Annotated in this window: 12 protein-coding genes; 3 read left to right on the forward strand and 9 right to left on the reverse strand. The window is 60.4% G+C overall.

Annotated elements, in window-relative coordinates; all coding sequences use genetic code 11:
- Positions 1-9 precede the first annotated feature (9 nt).
- From AB6K10_RS01860 to AB6K10_RS01870, 3 genes are all read right to left on the reverse strand, one after another.
- The gene (locus AB6K10_RS01860; protein ID WP_285263676.1) at positions 10-927 is read right to left on the reverse strand and encodes a sensor domain-containing diguanylate cyclase; all 918 of its coding nucleotides are present in this window, start codon (positions 925-927) and stop codon (positions 10-12) included.
- A 187-nt stretch (positions 928-1,114) separates the two neighbouring features.
- Positions 1,115-4,168, reverse strand: coding sequence for an efflux RND transporter permease subunit (locus AB6K10_RS01865; RefSeq protein ID WP_339117869.1), 3,054 nt, complete (start codon positions 4,166-4,168; stop codon positions 1,115-1,117).
- The gene (locus AB6K10_RS01870; protein ID WP_339117870.1) at positions 4,158-5,312 is read right to left on the reverse strand and encodes an efflux RND transporter periplasmic adaptor subunit; all 1,155 of its coding nucleotides are present in this window, start codon (positions 5,310-5,312) and stop codon (positions 4,158-4,160) included. Before AB6K10_RS01870 ends, AB6K10_RS01865 begins: the two co-directional genes overlap by 11 nt.
- A 99-nt stretch (positions 5,313-5,411) precedes the next feature.
- Between AB6K10_RS01870 and AB6K10_RS01875 the strand changes: the two genes are divergently transcribed.
- Entirely contained in the window at positions 5,412-6,062 is a 651-nt protein-coding gene (locus tag AB6K10_RS01875; RefSeq protein ID WP_159343369.1) for a TetR/AcrR family transcriptional regulator, read from the forward strand.
- A gap of 70 nt (positions 6,063-6,132) precedes the next feature.
- Here the strand turns inward: AB6K10_RS01875 and AB6K10_RS01880 are convergent, their stop codons facing one another.
- Complete coding sequence (locus tag AB6K10_RS01880; RefSeq protein WP_339117871.1) at positions 6,133-8,265, reverse strand: PhoX family phosphatase; 2,133 nt, start codon at positions 8,263-8,265, stop codon at positions 6,133-6,135.
- Positions 8,266-8,480: 215 nt separating this feature from the next.
- Here AB6K10_RS01880 and AB6K10_RS01885 point away from each other — a divergent pair, with 215 nt between their 5' ends.
- Together AB6K10_RS01885 and mgtE are read left to right on the forward strand one after the other, a co-directional pair.
- A complete protein-coding gene (locus AB6K10_RS01885; protein WP_339117872.1) occupies positions 8,481-8,819 on the forward strand; it encodes a DUF6482 family protein in 339 nt (112 codons plus the stop codon).
- 156 nt (positions 8,820-8,975) lie between these two features.
- The gene (gene mgtE / locus AB6K10_RS01890; protein WP_159343372.1) at positions 8,976-10,334 is read left to right on the forward strand and encodes a magnesium transporter; all 1,359 of its coding nucleotides are present in this window, start codon (positions 8,976-8,978) and stop codon (positions 10,332-10,334) included.
- A 66-nt stretch (positions 10,335-10,400) separates the two neighbouring features.
- Here the strand turns inward: mgtE and AB6K10_RS01895 are convergent, their stop codons facing one another.
- The 5 genes from AB6K10_RS01895 to iolC all read right to left on the reverse strand — a co-directional run bounded on the left by AB6K10_RS01895 (position 10,401) and on the right by iolC (position 17,932).
- Positions 10,401-11,522 carry a Gfo/Idh/MocA family protein gene (locus AB6K10_RS01895; RefSeq protein ID WP_285263681.1) on the reverse strand — a complete coding sequence of 374 codons (1,122 nt, stop codon included), beginning with the start codon at positions 11,520-11,522 and terminating at the stop codon, positions 10,401-10,403.
- 78 nt (positions 11,523-11,600) lie between these two features.
- On the reverse strand, positions 11,601-13,103 hold the full coding sequence (locus AB6K10_RS01900) for a CoA-acylating methylmalonate-semialdehyde dehydrogenase (RefSeq protein WP_339117873.1): 1,503 nt from the start codon (positions 13,101-13,103) through the stop codon (positions 11,601-11,603).
- A gap of 35 nt (positions 13,104-13,138) precedes the next feature.
- Entirely contained in the window at positions 13,139-14,041 is a 903-nt protein-coding gene (gene iolE / locus AB6K10_RS01905; protein WP_285263683.1) for a myo-inosose-2 dehydratase, read from the reverse strand.
- 83 nt (positions 14,042-14,124) lie between these two features.
- Entirely contained in the window at positions 14,125-15,972 is a 1,848-nt protein-coding gene (gene iolD, locus AB6K10_RS01910) for a 3D-(3,5/4)-trihydroxycyclohexane-1,2-dione acylhydrolase (decyclizing) (RefSeq protein WP_285263684.1), read from the reverse strand.
- 1 nt (position 15,973) lies between these two features.
- A complete protein-coding gene (gene iolC, locus AB6K10_RS01915) occupies positions 15,974-17,932 on the reverse strand; it encodes a 5-dehydro-2-deoxygluconokinase (protein ID WP_285263685.1) in 1,959 nt (652 codons plus the stop codon).
- Between the last annotated feature and the right edge of the window lie 56 nt (positions 17,933-17,988).

Below are 17,988 nucleotides of genomic sequence, written 5' to 3' on the forward strand. Positions count from 1 at the left end.
GCCATATTGCTAACACGCGACGCGGTCTCGCCCGCTCTCTTTCGCTTGGTAGAGCGCGTTATCGACCCGTTTCATCATGCTTTTGGGCGTGTCGTTCGCAGCCGCTTCTGCGACGCCTAAACTGACGGTCACGCGCTCGGCGCCTGGAAAGGCAGCGCTTCCGATACATTGACGAATTTTCTCGGCAAGCCTGGCGGCCTGCTCAAGGGACGTTTCCGGGGCCAGAATGATGAATTCCTCCCCTCCCCAGCGGGCGCAGTAGTCCGCACTACGCAGATTGTCTTCCAGCAGTGCCGCCAAGGCGCGCAGGACCTGGTCGCCCACATCGTGGCCTTGGCTGTCGTTGATCGCCTTGAAGTAGTCGATATCGAGCATGATGAGCGAGAAAGGCCGCACATAGCGGTTCAAGCGCCCTAGCTCGTGTTTTAACAGGTAATCGAACCGGGCGCGATTCATCAACCCAGTCAGCATATCGGTGGTGGCGAGACGCTTGAGCTCGGCCTCTTTTTCCACCCGTTGGGTGATGTCGCGCTGCACCAATACCAACACGTTATCGGCATAGCCGGGCATCGACATGGCGGTGACACGCCACTCGATGAGCGGCCGCGGCGCCTTGGAGAGCAGCGCTTCCTCAGCGTGGTCCAAGCCGGAGAGAGAGCATCCCAGGCCCAGCTTGCCACCCGACAAGGCGTGGTGGAGCTGGGTCAAGAGCTGCTCGTTCGCCGCCTCTTGATGGACGATTTTAGGCGACGCGCCCAACCAGTGGTCGCGATCTCCTCCCCAAAACTGCACGTACTCCTCGCTGACGTCCAGTATCCGAATGCCCTGGCCGTTAGGCCGTCCGCCGAGTACCGCGACGGCCTGACTGCTGGGTTCGCTGATGGACAGCGGCGCTCCTTGCGTTTGATTTTGCGGGGTTTCTACCATAGTTCATCCAATGAAAGTCGGCGCCTGGGCCGTTTCGTCCCAGAAACGAGCCGTGATCCAAGCGCGATATGTCTCTCGACAATACGTACCCTTTCTGCGCCGACCACGTCGCCATTACACAAAGGATACGCTCGTTTACTAAATAGCAATATAGTCCACGTTATGAATAAGCGAAAAGGGCTGACCGTTACTCGGCCCTAGCGACCCACAGCCGGTAAAGCGCTGGCGTGAAGAAAAACGACACCAGTGTGGCCAAGAGTAGTCCAAAGCCCACGGTTTGCGCGAAAGGTGGCCAAAGCCCACCGGCGGCCACCATGAGTGGAATGAGCCCGGCAAAGGTCGTGATGGTGGTCGAGACGATGTGCCGACTGGTCGGCCCGCTAATGACCGCCAGCATGGCTTCCCTATCGCCTTGCCGAGCCGCAGGATCATCATCGAACGCGGCAATGATGATGATCGTTGCGTTGATCGCCACCCCCACCAACCCCATGATGCCGACGATGATCACGAAGCCGAAGGCGTGGCCGCTCAGCAGCAGTGCTACGATCCCCATGCCCATCGCCTGGGCACCGGCAATGAACACAATGGCGGCGCGGCGGAAGGAATTAAAGGCCAGTACGACCGTGGCCACCATGGCAATCACTAGCAGCACGACCGAGGCGAGCAGTTGGCTAACCGCTTCGTCACGCTCGGCGGCTTCCCCACCGGTCTCGATCCGATAACCGGGAGGCAGGCGTATCTCACCCGCATCGATGGCTGCTTGCAGCTTGGCATCGAGCTGCGCCATGGAGACGGCCGGCAGCGCATCGGCCACCAAATAGCCCTGCACGAGCTGCACGCGCTCGGCGTTACGGCGGGTAATGACGCTCCACGACGGCGCCAGATAGCTCTCGGCCACGGCGGCCAGCGGTAACCCCTCGCTGACCTGGTCGCTGACCAGGCGCAAGGCAGCCAGCTGCTCGGCATCGGTGCGCCACGCATCGGCATAGCGCACGCGTACCGGCAACTGCTGGGTATCTTCCAGTAAAACACCTGCAGGCTGACCAGAGAGTGCGGCCCCCACCTGCTCGGCTAGGGTCTGGGGCGACAGCCCGGCATCGCTCAGCGCCGTTTGGTCGATCTCCAGCATCAGGCGTGGCAGGTCCTGTTGCATCCCGGCACGCACGTGGGTCACCTGGGGAAGCTGGTGCATCAGGCCCGCCAGCTCTAACCCCAGAGAAGAGAGTATGTCGAGATCGTCACCGTACACCCGGAGTTCGATAGGGGCTTGGAACGGCGGCCCCTGCTCGTACTTGCGCACGACGCTCTGGGCTTGGGGAAAGCGTTGGTCAAGCGCTTGCTGCAGTTGGGGCACTTGCTGGCGAGTGACGTCCAGCGATGCCGTATCGACGATGAGGTGTAAAAACGCCGGGTTGTTGTCCTCGTTCGTTAGCACGTTGTAATACATCATCGGCGCGCTTTCACCGACGAACGCAGACACACGCACCACGCCCGGCAGCTCGCGCACCATACGCTCGACGTCGTGGGCCAGCGATTCCGTTTGCGCCATGCTGCTGGCAGGAGGCAGGCGTACTTCCACGTGGAACTGATCGCGGTCGGCGGGCGGGAAGAACGCCACGTCCAGCGTGGGCATCAGCGCCATGCCCCCCACCGGCACGCAGAGCGTGATCACCATGGCGGCCACTGGGTGGCGCAGTGCGCTGCGCACCGTACCTCGGAAGGCACGCTTGAGCGCATTATCCCGCGGGGCGGGCGGTTTGGCCGCCACTTTGGCCAGCAACATGGGCGATAGCGCGGGCACCAGAAACAGGGAGATCAGGTAGGAGCTGACCAGGGCCACCATCACCGCCATGGCGAGCGGCCCGACGAACTCGCCCGCCGGGCCCGGCATGAGCACGATGGGCATGAAGGCCAGCACAGTCGTCAGCGTGCTGGCAAGCAGCGGCACCGCCAAATGGCGCAGCGCATCCCGAGTCGCGACCAGCGCGGAATCCCCCTGCAGAAAGCGCTCCCGCAGGGCGTTGGTCATCACGATCGCGTTGTCCACCATCAGACCCAGCGCGACGATGATGCCGATAATACTCATCTGGTGGATTTCCATGCCCAACGGCCGGAACAGCGCCAACGTCAGCAGGGCGGTGGCGGGAATGGCCAACCCCACGGTGAGCGCCGAACGCCACCCCATAGTCAGAAACAGAATACCCACCACCAGGACTAACCCCATCAGCAAGCTAAGCGCCACGTCGCTCAACCGCTGATTGGTGTAGCTGGCCTGCTCGAACACTTCCTCGACGGCGAGCCCCACCGGCAGCTCATCGGCGAAGGCCGCGAGTCGCTCCTGCGCCCGTGCCACCCAGAGATCGATCCGCTGACCAGGCGCCATGCGCGCGCCCACGAACACCGCTCGCTCACCGTTGAGCAGCGCCACGGCGCTGGGTGGGTCTTGTACACCGCGGTGCAGTTCGGCAATTTCGCCCAATTTGACGCTTTGCCCCTGCCGAGTCGTCACGTTGATCTCCCGCAGGCGATCCAGCGCGTCGAATTCCCCGCTCAGCCCCACCGTGAGACGGTACCCTTGGGTGACCACCTCGCCAGCGGTGCGTCGCCCATCGCTGGCGTCGATGGCGGCAGCCAGTTGGCCCACGGAAAGTCCGAGGGCATTGAGCTCCAACGGATCGACCATCACCTCGACCTGCTCGCCGGCTACGCCAAAGCGGTGGGTATATTCGGTGCCGGCCACCTGCCGAAACGCATCTTCCAAGCGTTCGGCGTAACGCTCCATGAGCTGTGGGTTGGGCGGCGTATCCAGCGTCCAACGCAGCGCGGCCACGAGGCTGAAGGCGTAGCCGCGATCATCCAACAACTCTGGAGTGTCTACCCCTTCCGGCAACGACGGTGCCACATCGCCCAGCTTATCGCGCACGCGGCTCCATACCGGCGCCACGTTGGTGACGTCGTCACCCAGTTCGAGACTCAGCAGCGCGATGCCTTGGCGAGACGTGGATTCCAGCACGCTGATCTCGGAAATGGTGCGCAGTTCTTGCTCGATCGGCCTGGCCACCAGCGCTTCGATCTGCTCTGGGGTGGCGCCTGGGTACGGCGCCAGTACCGTGGCATTGCGCGCGATGAGGTAGGGATCTTCTGCGCGCGGCAGCGTTTGGACAGCCGACAGCCCGGCGGCGATGAGCAGGCCCAGCGAGAGGGCCAGCAGGCGGCGATTGAACAACCACTCAATGCGCATGGGCCACGTCCTCGCTCAGCGTGACCTGCTGCCCAGGCGTAATGCGGTGAGTGCCACTGCGAATCAAACGCATACCCGGGGCCAAGGTGCCGCGCACGAAGGCGTCATCCCCTTCGGTGTGCAGTAGCTCGACGCTAGCTTGCGCAACGCGGTAGCGGTCGTCCTCGTCTGGCTCGGCAATCAATACGTTCCACAGACCCCGGTCGGCAGCACGCAGCGCCGCTAGCGGTACCCAATAACCGCTCGCGGGTTCGGTCATCGAGTAGCTCAACTCGGCCAAATCGCCAGGCACGGCAGCATGGTCGCCCGTCATCGCCACGACCAAGGTTTGTGTACGGCTGTCGCCATCCACTTGGGGCAACCGGGCACGCACGCTGCCCTCGATCGTTTGGTCGTTCACCTGCAGCATCACGGCCTCCCCGACGGCAAACGTCGCCGCCAGCCGCGCGGGCAAGCCAAGGTGCGCCTCCAACTGGCGCGTATCGATGACATCGAACGCCGCCGTGCCGCTCGTCACGAGGCTTCCTACATCGATGTAGCGCTCGACCACTCGGCCCGCAAACGGCGCTTTGAGCGTGCTGTCTTCTAGATCGGCCGTAAGGCTATCGCGCTCGGCGGCCAACGCAGAGAGTCGCGCTTGCAGGGTCAACCGGTCGGTGCGGGCCTGATCCAACGCCGTACGGCTCGCAAAGTTGCTCTGGTTCAACTGCGCTTCGCGCTCTTCCTGACGCTGGGCCAGAGCGAGGCTCGCGCGGGCCTCTTCGCTGCGTGCTGCCACTTCGGCTAGGCGGCTCTCTAGCCGGCGGGTATCGAGGGTGGCCAACACTTCGCCCTGCTCAACTGCATCGCCTCGGTCGGCCTGCAGAGTCTCCACTCGCCCGGCCGGTTCGAAGGCCAACGATACCGACTGGCGCGCCACCACTCGGCCGGTTAAACGCACTTCTCGCGTCAGCGTGTCAGCCTGCGCCAGCGGCTGCGCCACGACCTGGAGCAGGGCGTTATCCGCGCCCTCCTGACGCGCCTGCTGAGCGCTACTACGCTGACTGGACACCAGCGCCACCACGATCAGCGTCACACCGATCATTAGCAACGCCGCCAGCGCACCGCGAAGGCGGTACCCCCAAGAAGTCTTCAACGTACCCATGTTGGCCTCGAAATGGTTTATTCTTGAACGATAGCGTTCACTATAATATGTGTACATTACCGTTCAATAACTATTTACGTATGGGCATGGATTTCTTGCATGACAGACGCTCGACCAACGTCGCCTGACCAAAAACGCAGCGCAGGCCGCCCCAAAGACATGGCAAAACGCGATGCGATGCTGGACGCTGCGGCCTGCCTCTTTTTTCGCAACGGTTTGGAGGCCGTCACCATGGAAGCCGTCGCGCGGGAAGCCGGCGTGTCGAAAGTGACGGTGTACGGGCATTTCGCGACGAAAGAGACACTGTTTGGCAGCGTCATCCGCCGCGAAACCGCGACGATCCGTCAAGGGCTGGCCCAACTTCCCGATACCCACGACGCCGTGCGCCAGTCACTGATCGAGGTAGGGGTCTGCATGCTGCGTTTTTTGCTGGAACCCCACGTTCTGGCGGTAGAGCGAGTCATGAGCCACCAGGGCGAGCAGCACCCCAAGCTGCTGAGGGCCTTTTTCGACGCGGGCCCTTGGGCCATCAGCCAGTGGCTGCGCGAAAAACTGGAAGGATTGGCCAGCGCTGGCCACCTGAGCCTACCCGACCCGGCACGCGCCGCCGACCAGCTCTGCAGCATGTGGCAGGGTATGTTGATCAAAGAGGTGCGCATGGGCGTGCGCCCCACGCCCACCGAGGAGGAAATTCAGCGGCAAATCACCAGCGCCGTCGATGTTTTTTTGGCAGCGTATGGGCGGCGCTGATGCGCATTAAAAAGCCCCGCCTTCGCGGGGCTTGGAGCATGGTTTAAACCGTTGATCGCGTGTTCGTGGTTCACACCCCCACCGGCCCACCATCGCGCTTCTGAATCACCACGGTGGCGGCACGCGGGCGTACTTGCCCACTCGCCGCCGCAGTGGCGTCTTGCACTAGGGCACTGCCATCCGCTGGCCAGTTGCCGGGGTGCTGGATGTTGATAAACAGTGCAGTTTTATCCGGCGTGGCAAAGATGCCGGTGACTTCACAGCCGTTCGGCCCCACCGCAAAGCGTTTGAGCTGCTGCTGGTTGCTGCTGTTGATCACCGGACCCGTACCGCGAATATCCTCTAATCCTTGGGGCACCACGGCCAGTAGCTGGTCGTTGGTGTGCTCGGTAACGCCTTCATAGCCGTTGTCGGTCTGAATCCAGAGAATGCCTTGGCCATCTTCACGTTCATCGAACCACAGGCCATCGGGGCTGGCGAACTGGTTCATCTCGTTTAGCCCGGAGTGGTTATCGGCGTCGTCGGCTGCTGCGCCGAACACAAATACTTCCCAGGTGAAGGCGTTGGGCAAGCGGCTCTCCCGCCAGCGAATCACGTGCCCGGCCTCGTTATTGGCGCGGGGGTTCGCGGCGTTCGCCGGGGCGGTAGCGAACCCGACACCAGGCTGGCTAAGCTCGCTGCCGTCATTAGTGAAGGTGGCATCGCTGCCCTCGTCACTGCGCTGGGTGTTGTTCGTCAACGTGAGATACACCTCACCCGAGGCCGGGTCTACCGTGGCCCACTCGGGACGGTCCATCGGCGTGGCGCCCAGCAGGTCGGCGGCATCGCAGGTGTTGATGATGATGCCTGCCAAATCGTTCTCGGCTAGGCCAAGTGCGGCGGCCAGCGTGCGGCCATCCTGGGTCTTGGCGCTTGGTGTGAGTGGCAGCCACTCGCCGCTGCCATCGGCATGGAAGCGCGCCACGTAGAGCGTACCGTTATCCATGTATTTATTGCCGATGGCGAGGCGGTCGTAATCAGCGCCGGGGCGGTTGGCATCGGCGGGATCCCAGGCGGCATCAGAGACGTACTTGTAGACATACTCGTTACGGGCATCGTGGCCTGAATAGTAAACGATGGGCTTGCCCGCTTCTAATTTGCCCAGCCAGCACCCTTCATGACGAAAACGTCCCAGCGCCGTACGCTTCACCGCGCGAGCACCGCTGTAGGGGTCGACTTCTACTTGGTAGCCGAAGGTACGTGCCTCGTTGCGGTAGTCATCTTCGGCACGCTCACCGCGTGGAGTGATGTCAAAGCGCGCAAACTCACCGTTTTGCTCGGTGGCGTCGCCTGCCGAGGTATCCCAGCCATAGCGGCTTTTATCCGTAGGAATACCGATGCGCGCATCATCCTGGAAGCGCTCGCCACGGTTGACGAAGATATCGGGCCAGTTCTCTTCACAGGCGATATAGGTGCCCCAGGGAGTCACGCCGTTACCGCAGTTGTTGTTGGTGCCGCGGGTTTGCGTGCCGTCAGGGGAGAACTGGGTTTTTACGTAGTCGCTACCCGCCACGGGGCCCGCTAGATCCATCACCGTGGCGCTGGTGAAGCGGCGGTTATAGGGCGAATTGGCAACGTGAGACCACTGGCCGTTAGCGTCTTTCTCAACTTCAACCAGCGTGACGCCGTGGGCATTGATTTCGGTGCGTGATTCGTCTGCGGGGCGCGCGCCCGCTTCGGCATTGGTCGGCCCACCTTGGGGTGCCCACAGCGCGTCTTGATCGATGTACTCGTTGTTCAGCGCCAGCACAAAACGGCGCGAGGCGTTATCCGCATCCAGGGCGAAACCAGCCATGCCGTCGTGGTGCATGCCCACACTCATCGCCTGACGCTCGGGTGTCATGGGCTGGTCGGCCTGCCACTCCTGGCCTGCCTGCAGCGGCGTACCCCAGGGCACTAACACCTGGGCTACGTAGCCCTCCGGCACGACCACGGCATCGGTGCGGGAACCGCGTACGGCCTCAAAGGCCAGTGTGAGCGGCGTTTTCGCCTGCTCGCCTGCGAGCGCCTGCGCAGCCCCGCCAAACCCCAACATGGACGCTGCCGCCAACCCCAGGCCGCCTCGCATTACGTCGCGCCGAGAGACGTGCTGAGCCAACACCTCGGCAAACGGCTGGTTATGGCTGTGGTTAAACAGGCGGTGATCTTCGATTTCCTTGCTCATGGTGCTCTCCTCGTCATCGCTGGTCAGAACGGACGTCTGCGTTTGGGAGGAGACTATTAGGCAAAGATGAATTAACCATGACGCATTCACGACCGTTATATGACGATCCGTGCGCAAACGGTTGACCCTTACCCACCAACACGCAACAAAGCTATACAAATCCATCACACTCATTAGACTCTACATAAACACAGTTGAGCCAATGAGGTGCCGCTATGTCTTCACCACTTCCCCCTCGTTTGACCCTGGAAGAGCTTTCCCAACTGACCGCACCGCTGCCTGACGTCGAGCTGCATGGCATCGATATGGGCTGGTACATCGTGCGCCTGCATAGGGGCGCGTCGGTCAGCGTACTGGTCAACCCACAGGGCGAAACGAAACGGTTCAGCGGCACTCAGTGGGTCAGCCGCGCGCTGGCACCGCTGGGCTTTACCCACGGCATCCTCACCTGGGCCGATGCCGCCGATGAGATGATTGGCAACCCGACCCCACCAGTCTCCGCCCAGCAGCGGCTTGAGCATGGCGTCCGCGTGGCCTTTGCAACTCGGCATTAACACGTCTCGGTCTTACCTCCGCGATGCGGCATGACTCGCCATGATGGTAAAAAAGCCTTCATGGCTTTCAACCCCGCCTGTCGATAAGATTCATAACGAGCCATCAAGCGCTTTCAAGTAGTTGTGTCAAAAATTAATGATCAAAGGATGGACTCTATGCGCGATGAAGAGAAGTACACCAATACCGAGGAGCAGTTGCTCTATCTTCAAAAGTTGCTCGACGAGGAAGATACGGCTGCCCTGAACGAGCTATTCAACGAGCTCGATATCTTAGCGATTGCGCGCACCCTTGAGTCTTTTCCTGCCAAAACGCGTGACCTGCTGTGGGAGTACATTCCAGAGACGCTGCTTGGCGAGGTGCTCGCCGAGGTCGACGAGGACATTCGCGCCGATTACATCGAAGACCTAAGCGCCAGCGATGTTGAACAGATCGTCAAGGGGCTGGACGCGCAAGAAGTCGCGGAAGTTCTCGATGTCGCCGACGAAGAGATCAAAACCACCGTCTACGCCAGCCTAGATCAGGAAATTCGCGCCCAGGTCGAGAACCTCTATACCTACGAAGAGGACATGGTCGGCCGTTACATGGACCCCGAAACGGTCAATGTAAAACAGGGGGTATCACTGGAAGCGGTACAGCGCTATATCCGCATTCACCACCTGTTGGACGACGATTCCCAGCAGGTCATGATCACCGACAAAGACAAGCGTCTGCTGGGCACCCTGACACTGATCGACTTGGTCAAGCAGCCTCAGGAGAGCACCGTCGACGAGTTTATGGACGATGCGCCTTACACGCTGAATGACCAGATGAAAGTAAGCGACGCCGCCGCCCTGCTGCGCTCCAAGGAGCTGCCCTTCGTGCCGGTGTGTAACAGCGACGGGCTACTGGTAGGCCAGCTGAACGCCGCCGACGTACTGGAAATTACCCAAGACGATGCCGACATGACGTTGAAGCACATGTCCGGCGTCAGCGACGAAGAAGAGGTGTTCACCCCGATTCTGCGCAGCGCCAAGAGCCGTGGCATTTGGCTTGGTATCAACCTATTAACCGCGTTCTTAGCCGCCTTTGTGATTGGGCAGTTCGAAGCGGTGCTGGATCAAATCGTCGCCCTCGCCATCCTGATGCCGGTAGTCGCCAGCATGGGCGGGATTGCAGGCAGCCAAACGCTCACAGTGGTCATCCGCGGCTTGGCATTGGGGCAAATTGCCGGTAACAACAAGCAGTGGCTCTACAACAAAGAGATGTGGGTCGGCATGAGTAATGGCTTGGTCTGGGCCCTGGTAGTAGGCGGCATTTCCTACCTGTGGTTTAGCGACCCGCTCATCACCCTGGTGATTACGTTGGCGATCTTCATCAACATGAGCCTCGCCAACCTTTCCGGCGTTCTCATTCCTTTGGTACTGAAACGCTTACAAATCGACCCCGCCCTCTCCGGCGCGGTCATCCTCACCACGGTCACCGACGTGGTGGGCTTTCTCTCGTTCTTAGGGCTGGCGACGCTGATTATTTTGTGATCAACGCGATGGAAAGGCGTTTGGGCCTTAATGTGAAGGCCCAAGCGCTATGTGCCGTAGCAACGGCTATATCATCACCCACTGCCCCGACTGATCTGACCTTTCGATGGCATCAATCAATCGGTTAACGCGTGCTGCTTCACGAAAGTCGGGGTAAAGGGGGCGATCATTGATAATGCCTTCGACCAGGTCGCGCACCTCAATAATTTTCTGATCGTTATAGCCCAAGCCGTGTCCGGCCGCAGGGCTGAAAGCAGCATAATCGGGATGTTCTGGGCCTGCTAACAGAGTGGTGAACCCGCGCCTACCGTTAGCATCAACATGACGATATAGCTGCAGTTCGCTCATGCGCTCCTGGTCAAACACAATGGCGCCTTTGGTGCCCGTGAGTGTGTAGGCCAAGCCCATTTTACGGCCAGCCGCCACCCGTGAAGTTTCGATATTGCCAATTAACCCCTGGTCAAACCGCAGCATGGCCTGAGCGTGATCGTCATTTTCAACTGCGGCCATTCCACTCCCGTCAGCCTTCGGTCGCATTGGGATAACGGTCTGCAGTTGTCCGCATACCTCTTTAATGCGCTGCCCAGTTAAAAACTCAGCCATGTTGAGAATATGTGAGCCAACATCGCCTAACGCACCGGTGCCTGCGGTCGCACGCTGTGTATGCCAATCGTGGGGCTTTTGCGGGTCAAGCAGATAATCCTCGTTGTGCCGCCCACGAAAATGAATCAGCTCACCAATTTCACCGCTGGCGACAATCTGGCGGGCAAGCTGGGTGGCGGAATTGCGAATATAGTTAAAGCCCACCAAGGTTTTGACACCCGCCTTTTCAGCCGCGGCGACCATCTCGTCAGCGTCTGCCGTGCTCAGCGCCAGCGGCTTTTCAGCATAAACATGCTTGCCAGCGGCAATGGCGGCCAGGGCCATCTCTTTATGTAGGAAGTTGGGCGCGCAAATATCCACTACGTCCACCGCACTATCTTCTACCAAAGCGCGCCAATCGTCGGTGGCGCGAGCAAATCCCCAGGCAAGTGCTCGGTTCTCCGCAATGGTAAGATTAACGTCCGCCAGCAGTTCGCAAACAGGTTTGGCGGGCAGCTCAAAAACGCTGGGCGCTGCGTTAAAGGCAATGGCGTGGGCTTTGCCCATAAAACCGGTACCGATGAGGCCAATCTTGAGGGTTTTCATTGTGATTATCCCTGTTGTTATAAAACAATAACGCCGAGCTGAGCCCGGCGTTGGTTGGTGTCATGCCCCGTAGCCTGTTTACATGGTCGGCATGGTGAAATGGTTGGTCTCTTCACGAATGCCGCAAGGCCAGCGCTGGGTGATGGTCTTCATGCGGGTGTAAAAACGCACACCGTCCGGACCGTGCATATGCAGCGGGCCAAACAGCGAGCGCTTCCAACCGCCGAAGCTGTGGAACGCCATGGGTACCGGGATCGGTACATTAACGCCGACCATGCCGACCTGGATTTGCTCGCAATACTGACGTGCGGCATCGCCATCGCGGGTAAAGATTGCCGTGCCATTGCCGTATTCATGGGCATTGATCATGCTGACCGCTTCGTCGAAGCTAGCCACGCGAGCAATCGCCAGCACCGGGCCGAATATTTCTTCAGAGTGAATTCGCATGTCTGGCGTTACATGATCGAACAGCGTGCCGCCGATAAAGTAGCCATCGCCCGCGCCATCAATCGTTGTTTGGCGACCATCGACTACGAGTTCTGCGCCCTCATCCACCCCGGACTGGATATAGCCCGCCACTTTATCGCGGTGCTCGCGGGTGATCAGCGGCCCCATATCGTTATCTGGGCCATCGACCAGCCCTGGCCCAACCGTCAGCTTATCCAGTTCGGCCACCAGTTTTTCGCGCAAACGATTGGCGGTCTCTTCGCCCACGGGTACGGCTACCGAAATCGCCATGCAGCGCTCGCCTGCCGAGCCATAGGCCGCGCCCATCAGGGCACCCACAGCTTGATCGAGATCCGCATCGGGCATGATCACCATATGGTTTTTGGCACCGCCCAGGGCCTGAACGCGCTTGCCATGGGCTGATGCGGTAGCATAGATGTACTCGGCGATGGGCGTGGAACCCACAAAGCTCACTGCCTGAACACGCTCATCAGTAAGCAGTACATCCACCGCTTCTTTATCGCCATTGACGACATTGAAGACGCCATCTGGCAGACCCGCTTCTTTAAGCAGCTCGGCTAGGCGCAGGGGTGTGGAGGGGTCTTTTTCAGAAGGCTTCATAACGAAGGTGTTGCCGCAGGCCAGGGCGATGGGGAACATCCACATGGGTACCATGGCAGGGAAGTTGAACGGCGAGATACCGGCGCATACACCCAGCGGCTGCATCATCGAGTAGCTATCCACGCCGGTGCCGACGTTCATGGAGTGCTCGCCCTTCTGCAAGTGGGGAATGCCGCAAGCAAACTCGACCACTTCCAAGCCCCGGGTCACTTCACCTTTGGCGTCAGAGAACACCTTGCCGTGTTCACTGGAAATCATTCGCGCCAGCTCATCGGTGTGTTCCTCGACCAGCGCTTTAAACTTAAACAGGATGCGCGAGCGCTTCAGCGGCGAGGTTTTTGACCAGGCGACAAAGGCCTCGTCGGCGATGCGCACCGCTTCGCTGGTTTCGTCAGCGGTGGCCAGCGCCACCTGGGCGCTCTGCTCACCGGTGGACGGGTTATAAACCGGGGAAGTGCGCTGGCTCTGACCGGCGGAGAGCTGACCATTAAGATAGTGGGATAACGTTTGCATATAGGCTCCTGATTAAAAGGCGGCGCTGGCGCTGTTTAGCTGGCAATGTCGAAGCCTGCCTGCTCGGCAAGTTGACGTAGGTTGCGATAACCCAGGCGGGCGTAAGTCAGCGGGTGGGCGACTTCCGGGTCTTGTTCGGCTTCAACCACTAACCAGCCCTGGTAGCCCTGTTCGCACAGGTGGGTTAAGGCAGGCAGGAAATCCACATCGCCATCCCCTGGCACCGTAAACAGGCCGTCTAGCACGCCGTTTAAAAAGCTTTTATCGCGGTTGCGTACCGCATCCAGCACTGGGAAGCGCAGGTCTTTGCAGTGCACATGATGAATCCGCTGGCTATAGCGTTTGGCAATGGCAAGCGGATCGCCGCCAGCCCCGCGCAAATGACCAAAATCAAGCAGCAGCCCTACGCCTTCGCCGGTGTTGTCCATTAAGCGTTCAACGTCGGTCTGGCTTTCGATCACCGTGCCCAGGTGGTGGTGATACACCAACTGAATGCCCTGGGATGTCAGGTAGTCGCCCACCACCTCTAAACCACTCAGCAGGCGCTGCCACTCTTGCTCGGATAGATGCGGACGCTGTGAGAGCGGGCGCTCCTGATCGCCATGCACACAGTGGGTGACTTCACACAGCACCATCACCTTCGCGCCGCACTCTTTGAGCAGGTTCATATGATCCTGAATGGCGTCAATCTCCTCTTCAGGCGTGCGCTCCAGCAAGCGTGCGGAGTACCAGCCAGACACAAGCGCCAAGTCGTGGGCGGTAAGCACCTGATTCAAGGCGTCGGGCGTTCGGGGAAATTTATTACCTAATTCAAAGCCGCTAAAGCCTGCTTCGCGGCCCTCTTGCAAGCAAGTTTCCAGCGGTGTTGCGCCGCCCAAACTGGGCAAGTCGTCGTTCGTCCAGGTGAGGGGATTGATGCCTAAAGTCACCGTTGGCATAGAACATTCCTTATGAGTGTTTGAGCATTCTCGGCGTTAGAGCGCTTTACCCTATCGCCGACTCTCTGCTGTATGGCATTCGATTAGCGGGCTTGGCGCTGCTTGGCCTCGCGATAACCCTGATAGGCGTCATTGACCTGCTCACGCTCGGAGACCTCGGGCACGGCGACGTCCCACCAAGCCCCGCCTTCCTCGGTGCTGGGTAACGGGTCGGTGTCCAGAGCGATCACGTACGTCGTGGTGGCGCTGCGGGCGCGCACCAGCGCTTGCTCCAGCTCGGCAATGCCGCTCACTGACTCACCCTCACAGCCCAGAGCTTTGGCGTGGGCGGCAAAGTCGGTTTTGGGGGCGCCCGCCTCGATAGTGCGGCAATCCTGCAGCAGGTTGTTGAATCCGGCACCGCCGGTGGCGTGCTGTAAGCGGTTGATACAGCCATAGCCGCGGTTATCCAACACCACGACGATCAGCTTGTGGCCCAGCATCACCGAGGTCGCCAGCTCTGAATTGTGCATCAGGTAGCTGCCATCACCCACCATCACCACTACTTCCCGTTCTGGCTTGGCCATCTTGACGCCCAGCCCGCCTGCTATTTCATAGCCCATGCAGGAGAAACCGTACTCGACGTGGTAGCTGCCGGGGCCCGAACATTGCCAGAGCTTATGCAGCTCGCCGGGCAAGCCACCGGCGGCGCATACCACGGTGGTATCGTTGCTAGCCTGGCGATTGACTGCACCGATCACTTGAGCATCAGTGGGCAGCACCAACCCTTGGTCGGCGGTCACTTTGCGTACGATTTCGGCCCATTCGCGCTTGAGTGTTCCGATTCGTTCGCGCCATTCATCGCCGCCGCGCCACTCGCCCAGCGCCGCATTGAGTTGGCCAAGCCCGATCAAGGCGTCGCAGCTAAGCGGCAGCGCTTGATGCTTGAGGCTGTCGAAACGGCCAACGTTGAGGGCGATAAGCGTTTTTTCGCTGCCGTCAAACAGCGCCCGGGAGCCGGTGGTAAAGTCCTGCAGCCGCGTCCCTACTGCCAGAATGACATCCGCCTGCTCCGCTAACTGGTTAGCGGCTGCGCTGCCGGTCACCCCAATGGCACCCACCGCGCAAGGATGGCTATCCGCCAGTGCGCCTTTTCCCGCCTGGGTTTCAGCCACCGGGATGCCCCGTATTTTGGCAAACTCGGCCAAGGCGTCGCAGGCGGCGGCATAATGCACGCCGCCACCGGCAATGATCAGCGGGCGTTTAGCCTGTTGCAGTGCGGCGATGGCTTGGCGAAGCTCGACAGCATCCGGCGGCGAGCGGCGAATGCGATGTACCTTGGGGGCAAAAAAGGCCTCTGGGTAATCGTAGGCAAAGGTTTGCACATCCTGGGGCAGTGCCAGGGTCGCGGGGCCACAGTGCTCGGGATCAAGCAGGGTGGCAATCGCCTGGGGCAGGCTGGTCAGCAACTGCTCGGGGCGATTAATACGGTCGAAGTAGCGCGATACCGGGCGAAAACAGTCATTGACGGTAATGGTCGGATCACCGAAATGTTCCACCTGCTGCAGTACCGGATCCGGTTCGCGGGTGGCAAAGGTGTCCCCCGGCAGCAGCAAGATCGGCAAACGGTTGGCGTGAGCGAGCGCCGCAGCGGTGACCATATTAGTCGCCCCTGGGCCAATGGAACTGGTCGCCGCCATTAAGCGCTGACGGCCATTAGCTTTGGCAAAGGCAATCGCAGCGTGGGCCATGGACTGTTCGTTATGGGCGCGGAAGGTGGGCAGCGTGTCTTGCACGTGGTAGAGCGCTTCACCCATTCCCGCCACATTGCCATGGCCAAAAATAGCAAATACGCCTTCAAACAGCGCCACTTCCTGGCCATTTATCTCAATACGCTGAGCGGAGAGATACTTGACCAGCGCCTGGGCCATGGTGAGTCGAATGGTGCCCATCTTACACCTCCTCTGTGTGAGCCAGGGTTTGCGGTCGCGCCTGCTTTAATTGCCGCCACGCCTTTATCAGTTCGGCATAGTTCTGGGCGACCCTCTCTATCAAGCTATCGTCGTCGATACGTCCCGCAAGCCAATCGCGGCTAGCACTGGAAAATAGAGTGCGCCCAACGGTGAAGCCTTTACAGCAAGCATGATTGGCTGCCGCTTCAAAGCCTCGTTTCATGTCGGCCATGGGAGCATCTAGACCAAGCAGTACGACCCCACGGCAATGAGCATCCTCACGCTCAATCGTCTCGCTCACCGCCTGCCACGCCGCATCTGACATGGCGGGAAGCTTCCACCAATCGGGGCGAATGCCCAGGTTGTAGAGCCGCTGCAGGCTGCGCGGCAGCGTGGTGTCATCGCTGGGCATATCGGCGGGAGGAATGACCTCAACCAACAGCTCAAGCCCATAAGCGCATGCCGCCTGATAGAGCTGGCGCAAACGTTCTTCTTGCTCCAGGCGCAGGGCAATCTCATCGTCTGGATGGTAGAACACCAGACATTTGATGATGTGTTCCCGCGGCCAGTGTCGCAGGCAGGCACCCAAGTCATCGCCATGCTGGAAACGCAGCGGACGTGAGCCGGGGAGCTCCACCGGGCGACCGATCCACCAGCCTTTGCCGCTGGCGTGATTGAGTGCGTCCTGGCCCAACACATCGTCGACCAGAATCGCAGGCGTGGAAACACCGCCTCGCTTGGCTCCCTGCTCGGCGGCGGTGACTAAGAGTTTTTTCAGCGCGGGGAGTCGCGCGCTATCCGCATGCTCGGTGCGGGCCATATCGGTGAGCTGGCGGCGATGGTCAAAGGCCAGTCCCAGTACTTCGGGCCACTGGGTTGGCACTCGGGTAGTAACGCGGTGCAGATGATTCAGTCGTTGATCGATATCCGGACGGGGCACCTCATCACGCCTAGTTAGATAATCGAATAACTCGGCCTCGGTGGGCATGGCGGGCGCGCAGCCGTGGCGAGAGACCACCAGCGCACCGCAGGCGTTGGCATAGGCAGCGCTGGTTTGCCAAGATTCGCCTCGCAGCCAGCCCCGCAGAAGTCCGCTCATAAAGGCATCACCGGCACCCAGCACGTTGAGCACCTCGACCTGTACGCCCTTGACCAAAATGCCGTCGTCGATGCGCTCAGGTATCGCGCCTTCAAACACCACGCACCCCATGGGCCCCAGCTTGCATACCAGGGTGGCGTCGCTCACGTCGCGCACCGCGCGCAGGGCCGCCAAGGTGTCCGTACTGCCTCCAGCAATGTGGAACTCCTCTTCGGTGCCCACGATCAGGTCGAAATCCGGCAGCCAATGCTGCAGGTCGGTGGTGACGGTGTCATCGGCGATAAAGCGGGTTTCACCGTCGCCGGGATTGGTCAGCCCCCACAGCACGGGACGGTAGTCGATATCCAGCACTCGCTTCACACCATAATGGGCGGCGGCGTCTAGTGCTTTGCGGCAGGCCCTGCGAGTGGTATCGGTAGACAGATGCGTACCGGTAATCGCCAACGCTTTGGCCCGGGCAATGAATTCAGGGTCGATGGCCTCGGCATCGATCGCCATATCGGCACAGTCGCGGCGGTAAAACAGCAGCGGGAAGCTCTCGCGGTCTTTTAACGCCAGCAGCACCAAGCCGGTATGGCGCTCTGGGTCGGTTTGTAGCGCGCTGGTATCCACGCCCACCCGCTCCAGCTCTTCGCGCACGAAGTTGCCCATCTGTTCGTTGCCCACCCGCGAAAGCATGGCAGACGTCAGCCCAAGCCGTGCAGTGCCGTAGGCCATATTGCCCGAGCTCCCCCCCAAGTACTTGGCAAAGCTCGCTACGTCCTCCAAACGACTGCCAAGCTGTTCGGCGTAGAGGTCAACCGCCACGCGGCCTAGACAAATAAGATCAAGCGGTCGGTGTTGCATAGTGTTGTCCAGCATAAACGTCTCCCCACGTTACTCCCCGTGGTATGGGGTCATCGCGATATACGTGAATG

It is taken from the genome of Halomonas sp. BMC6, assembly GCF_964204995.1.
In the GTDB taxonomy this organism is placed as follows: Bacteria; Pseudomonadota; Gammaproteobacteria; order Pseudomonadales; family Halomonadaceae; genus Vreelandella.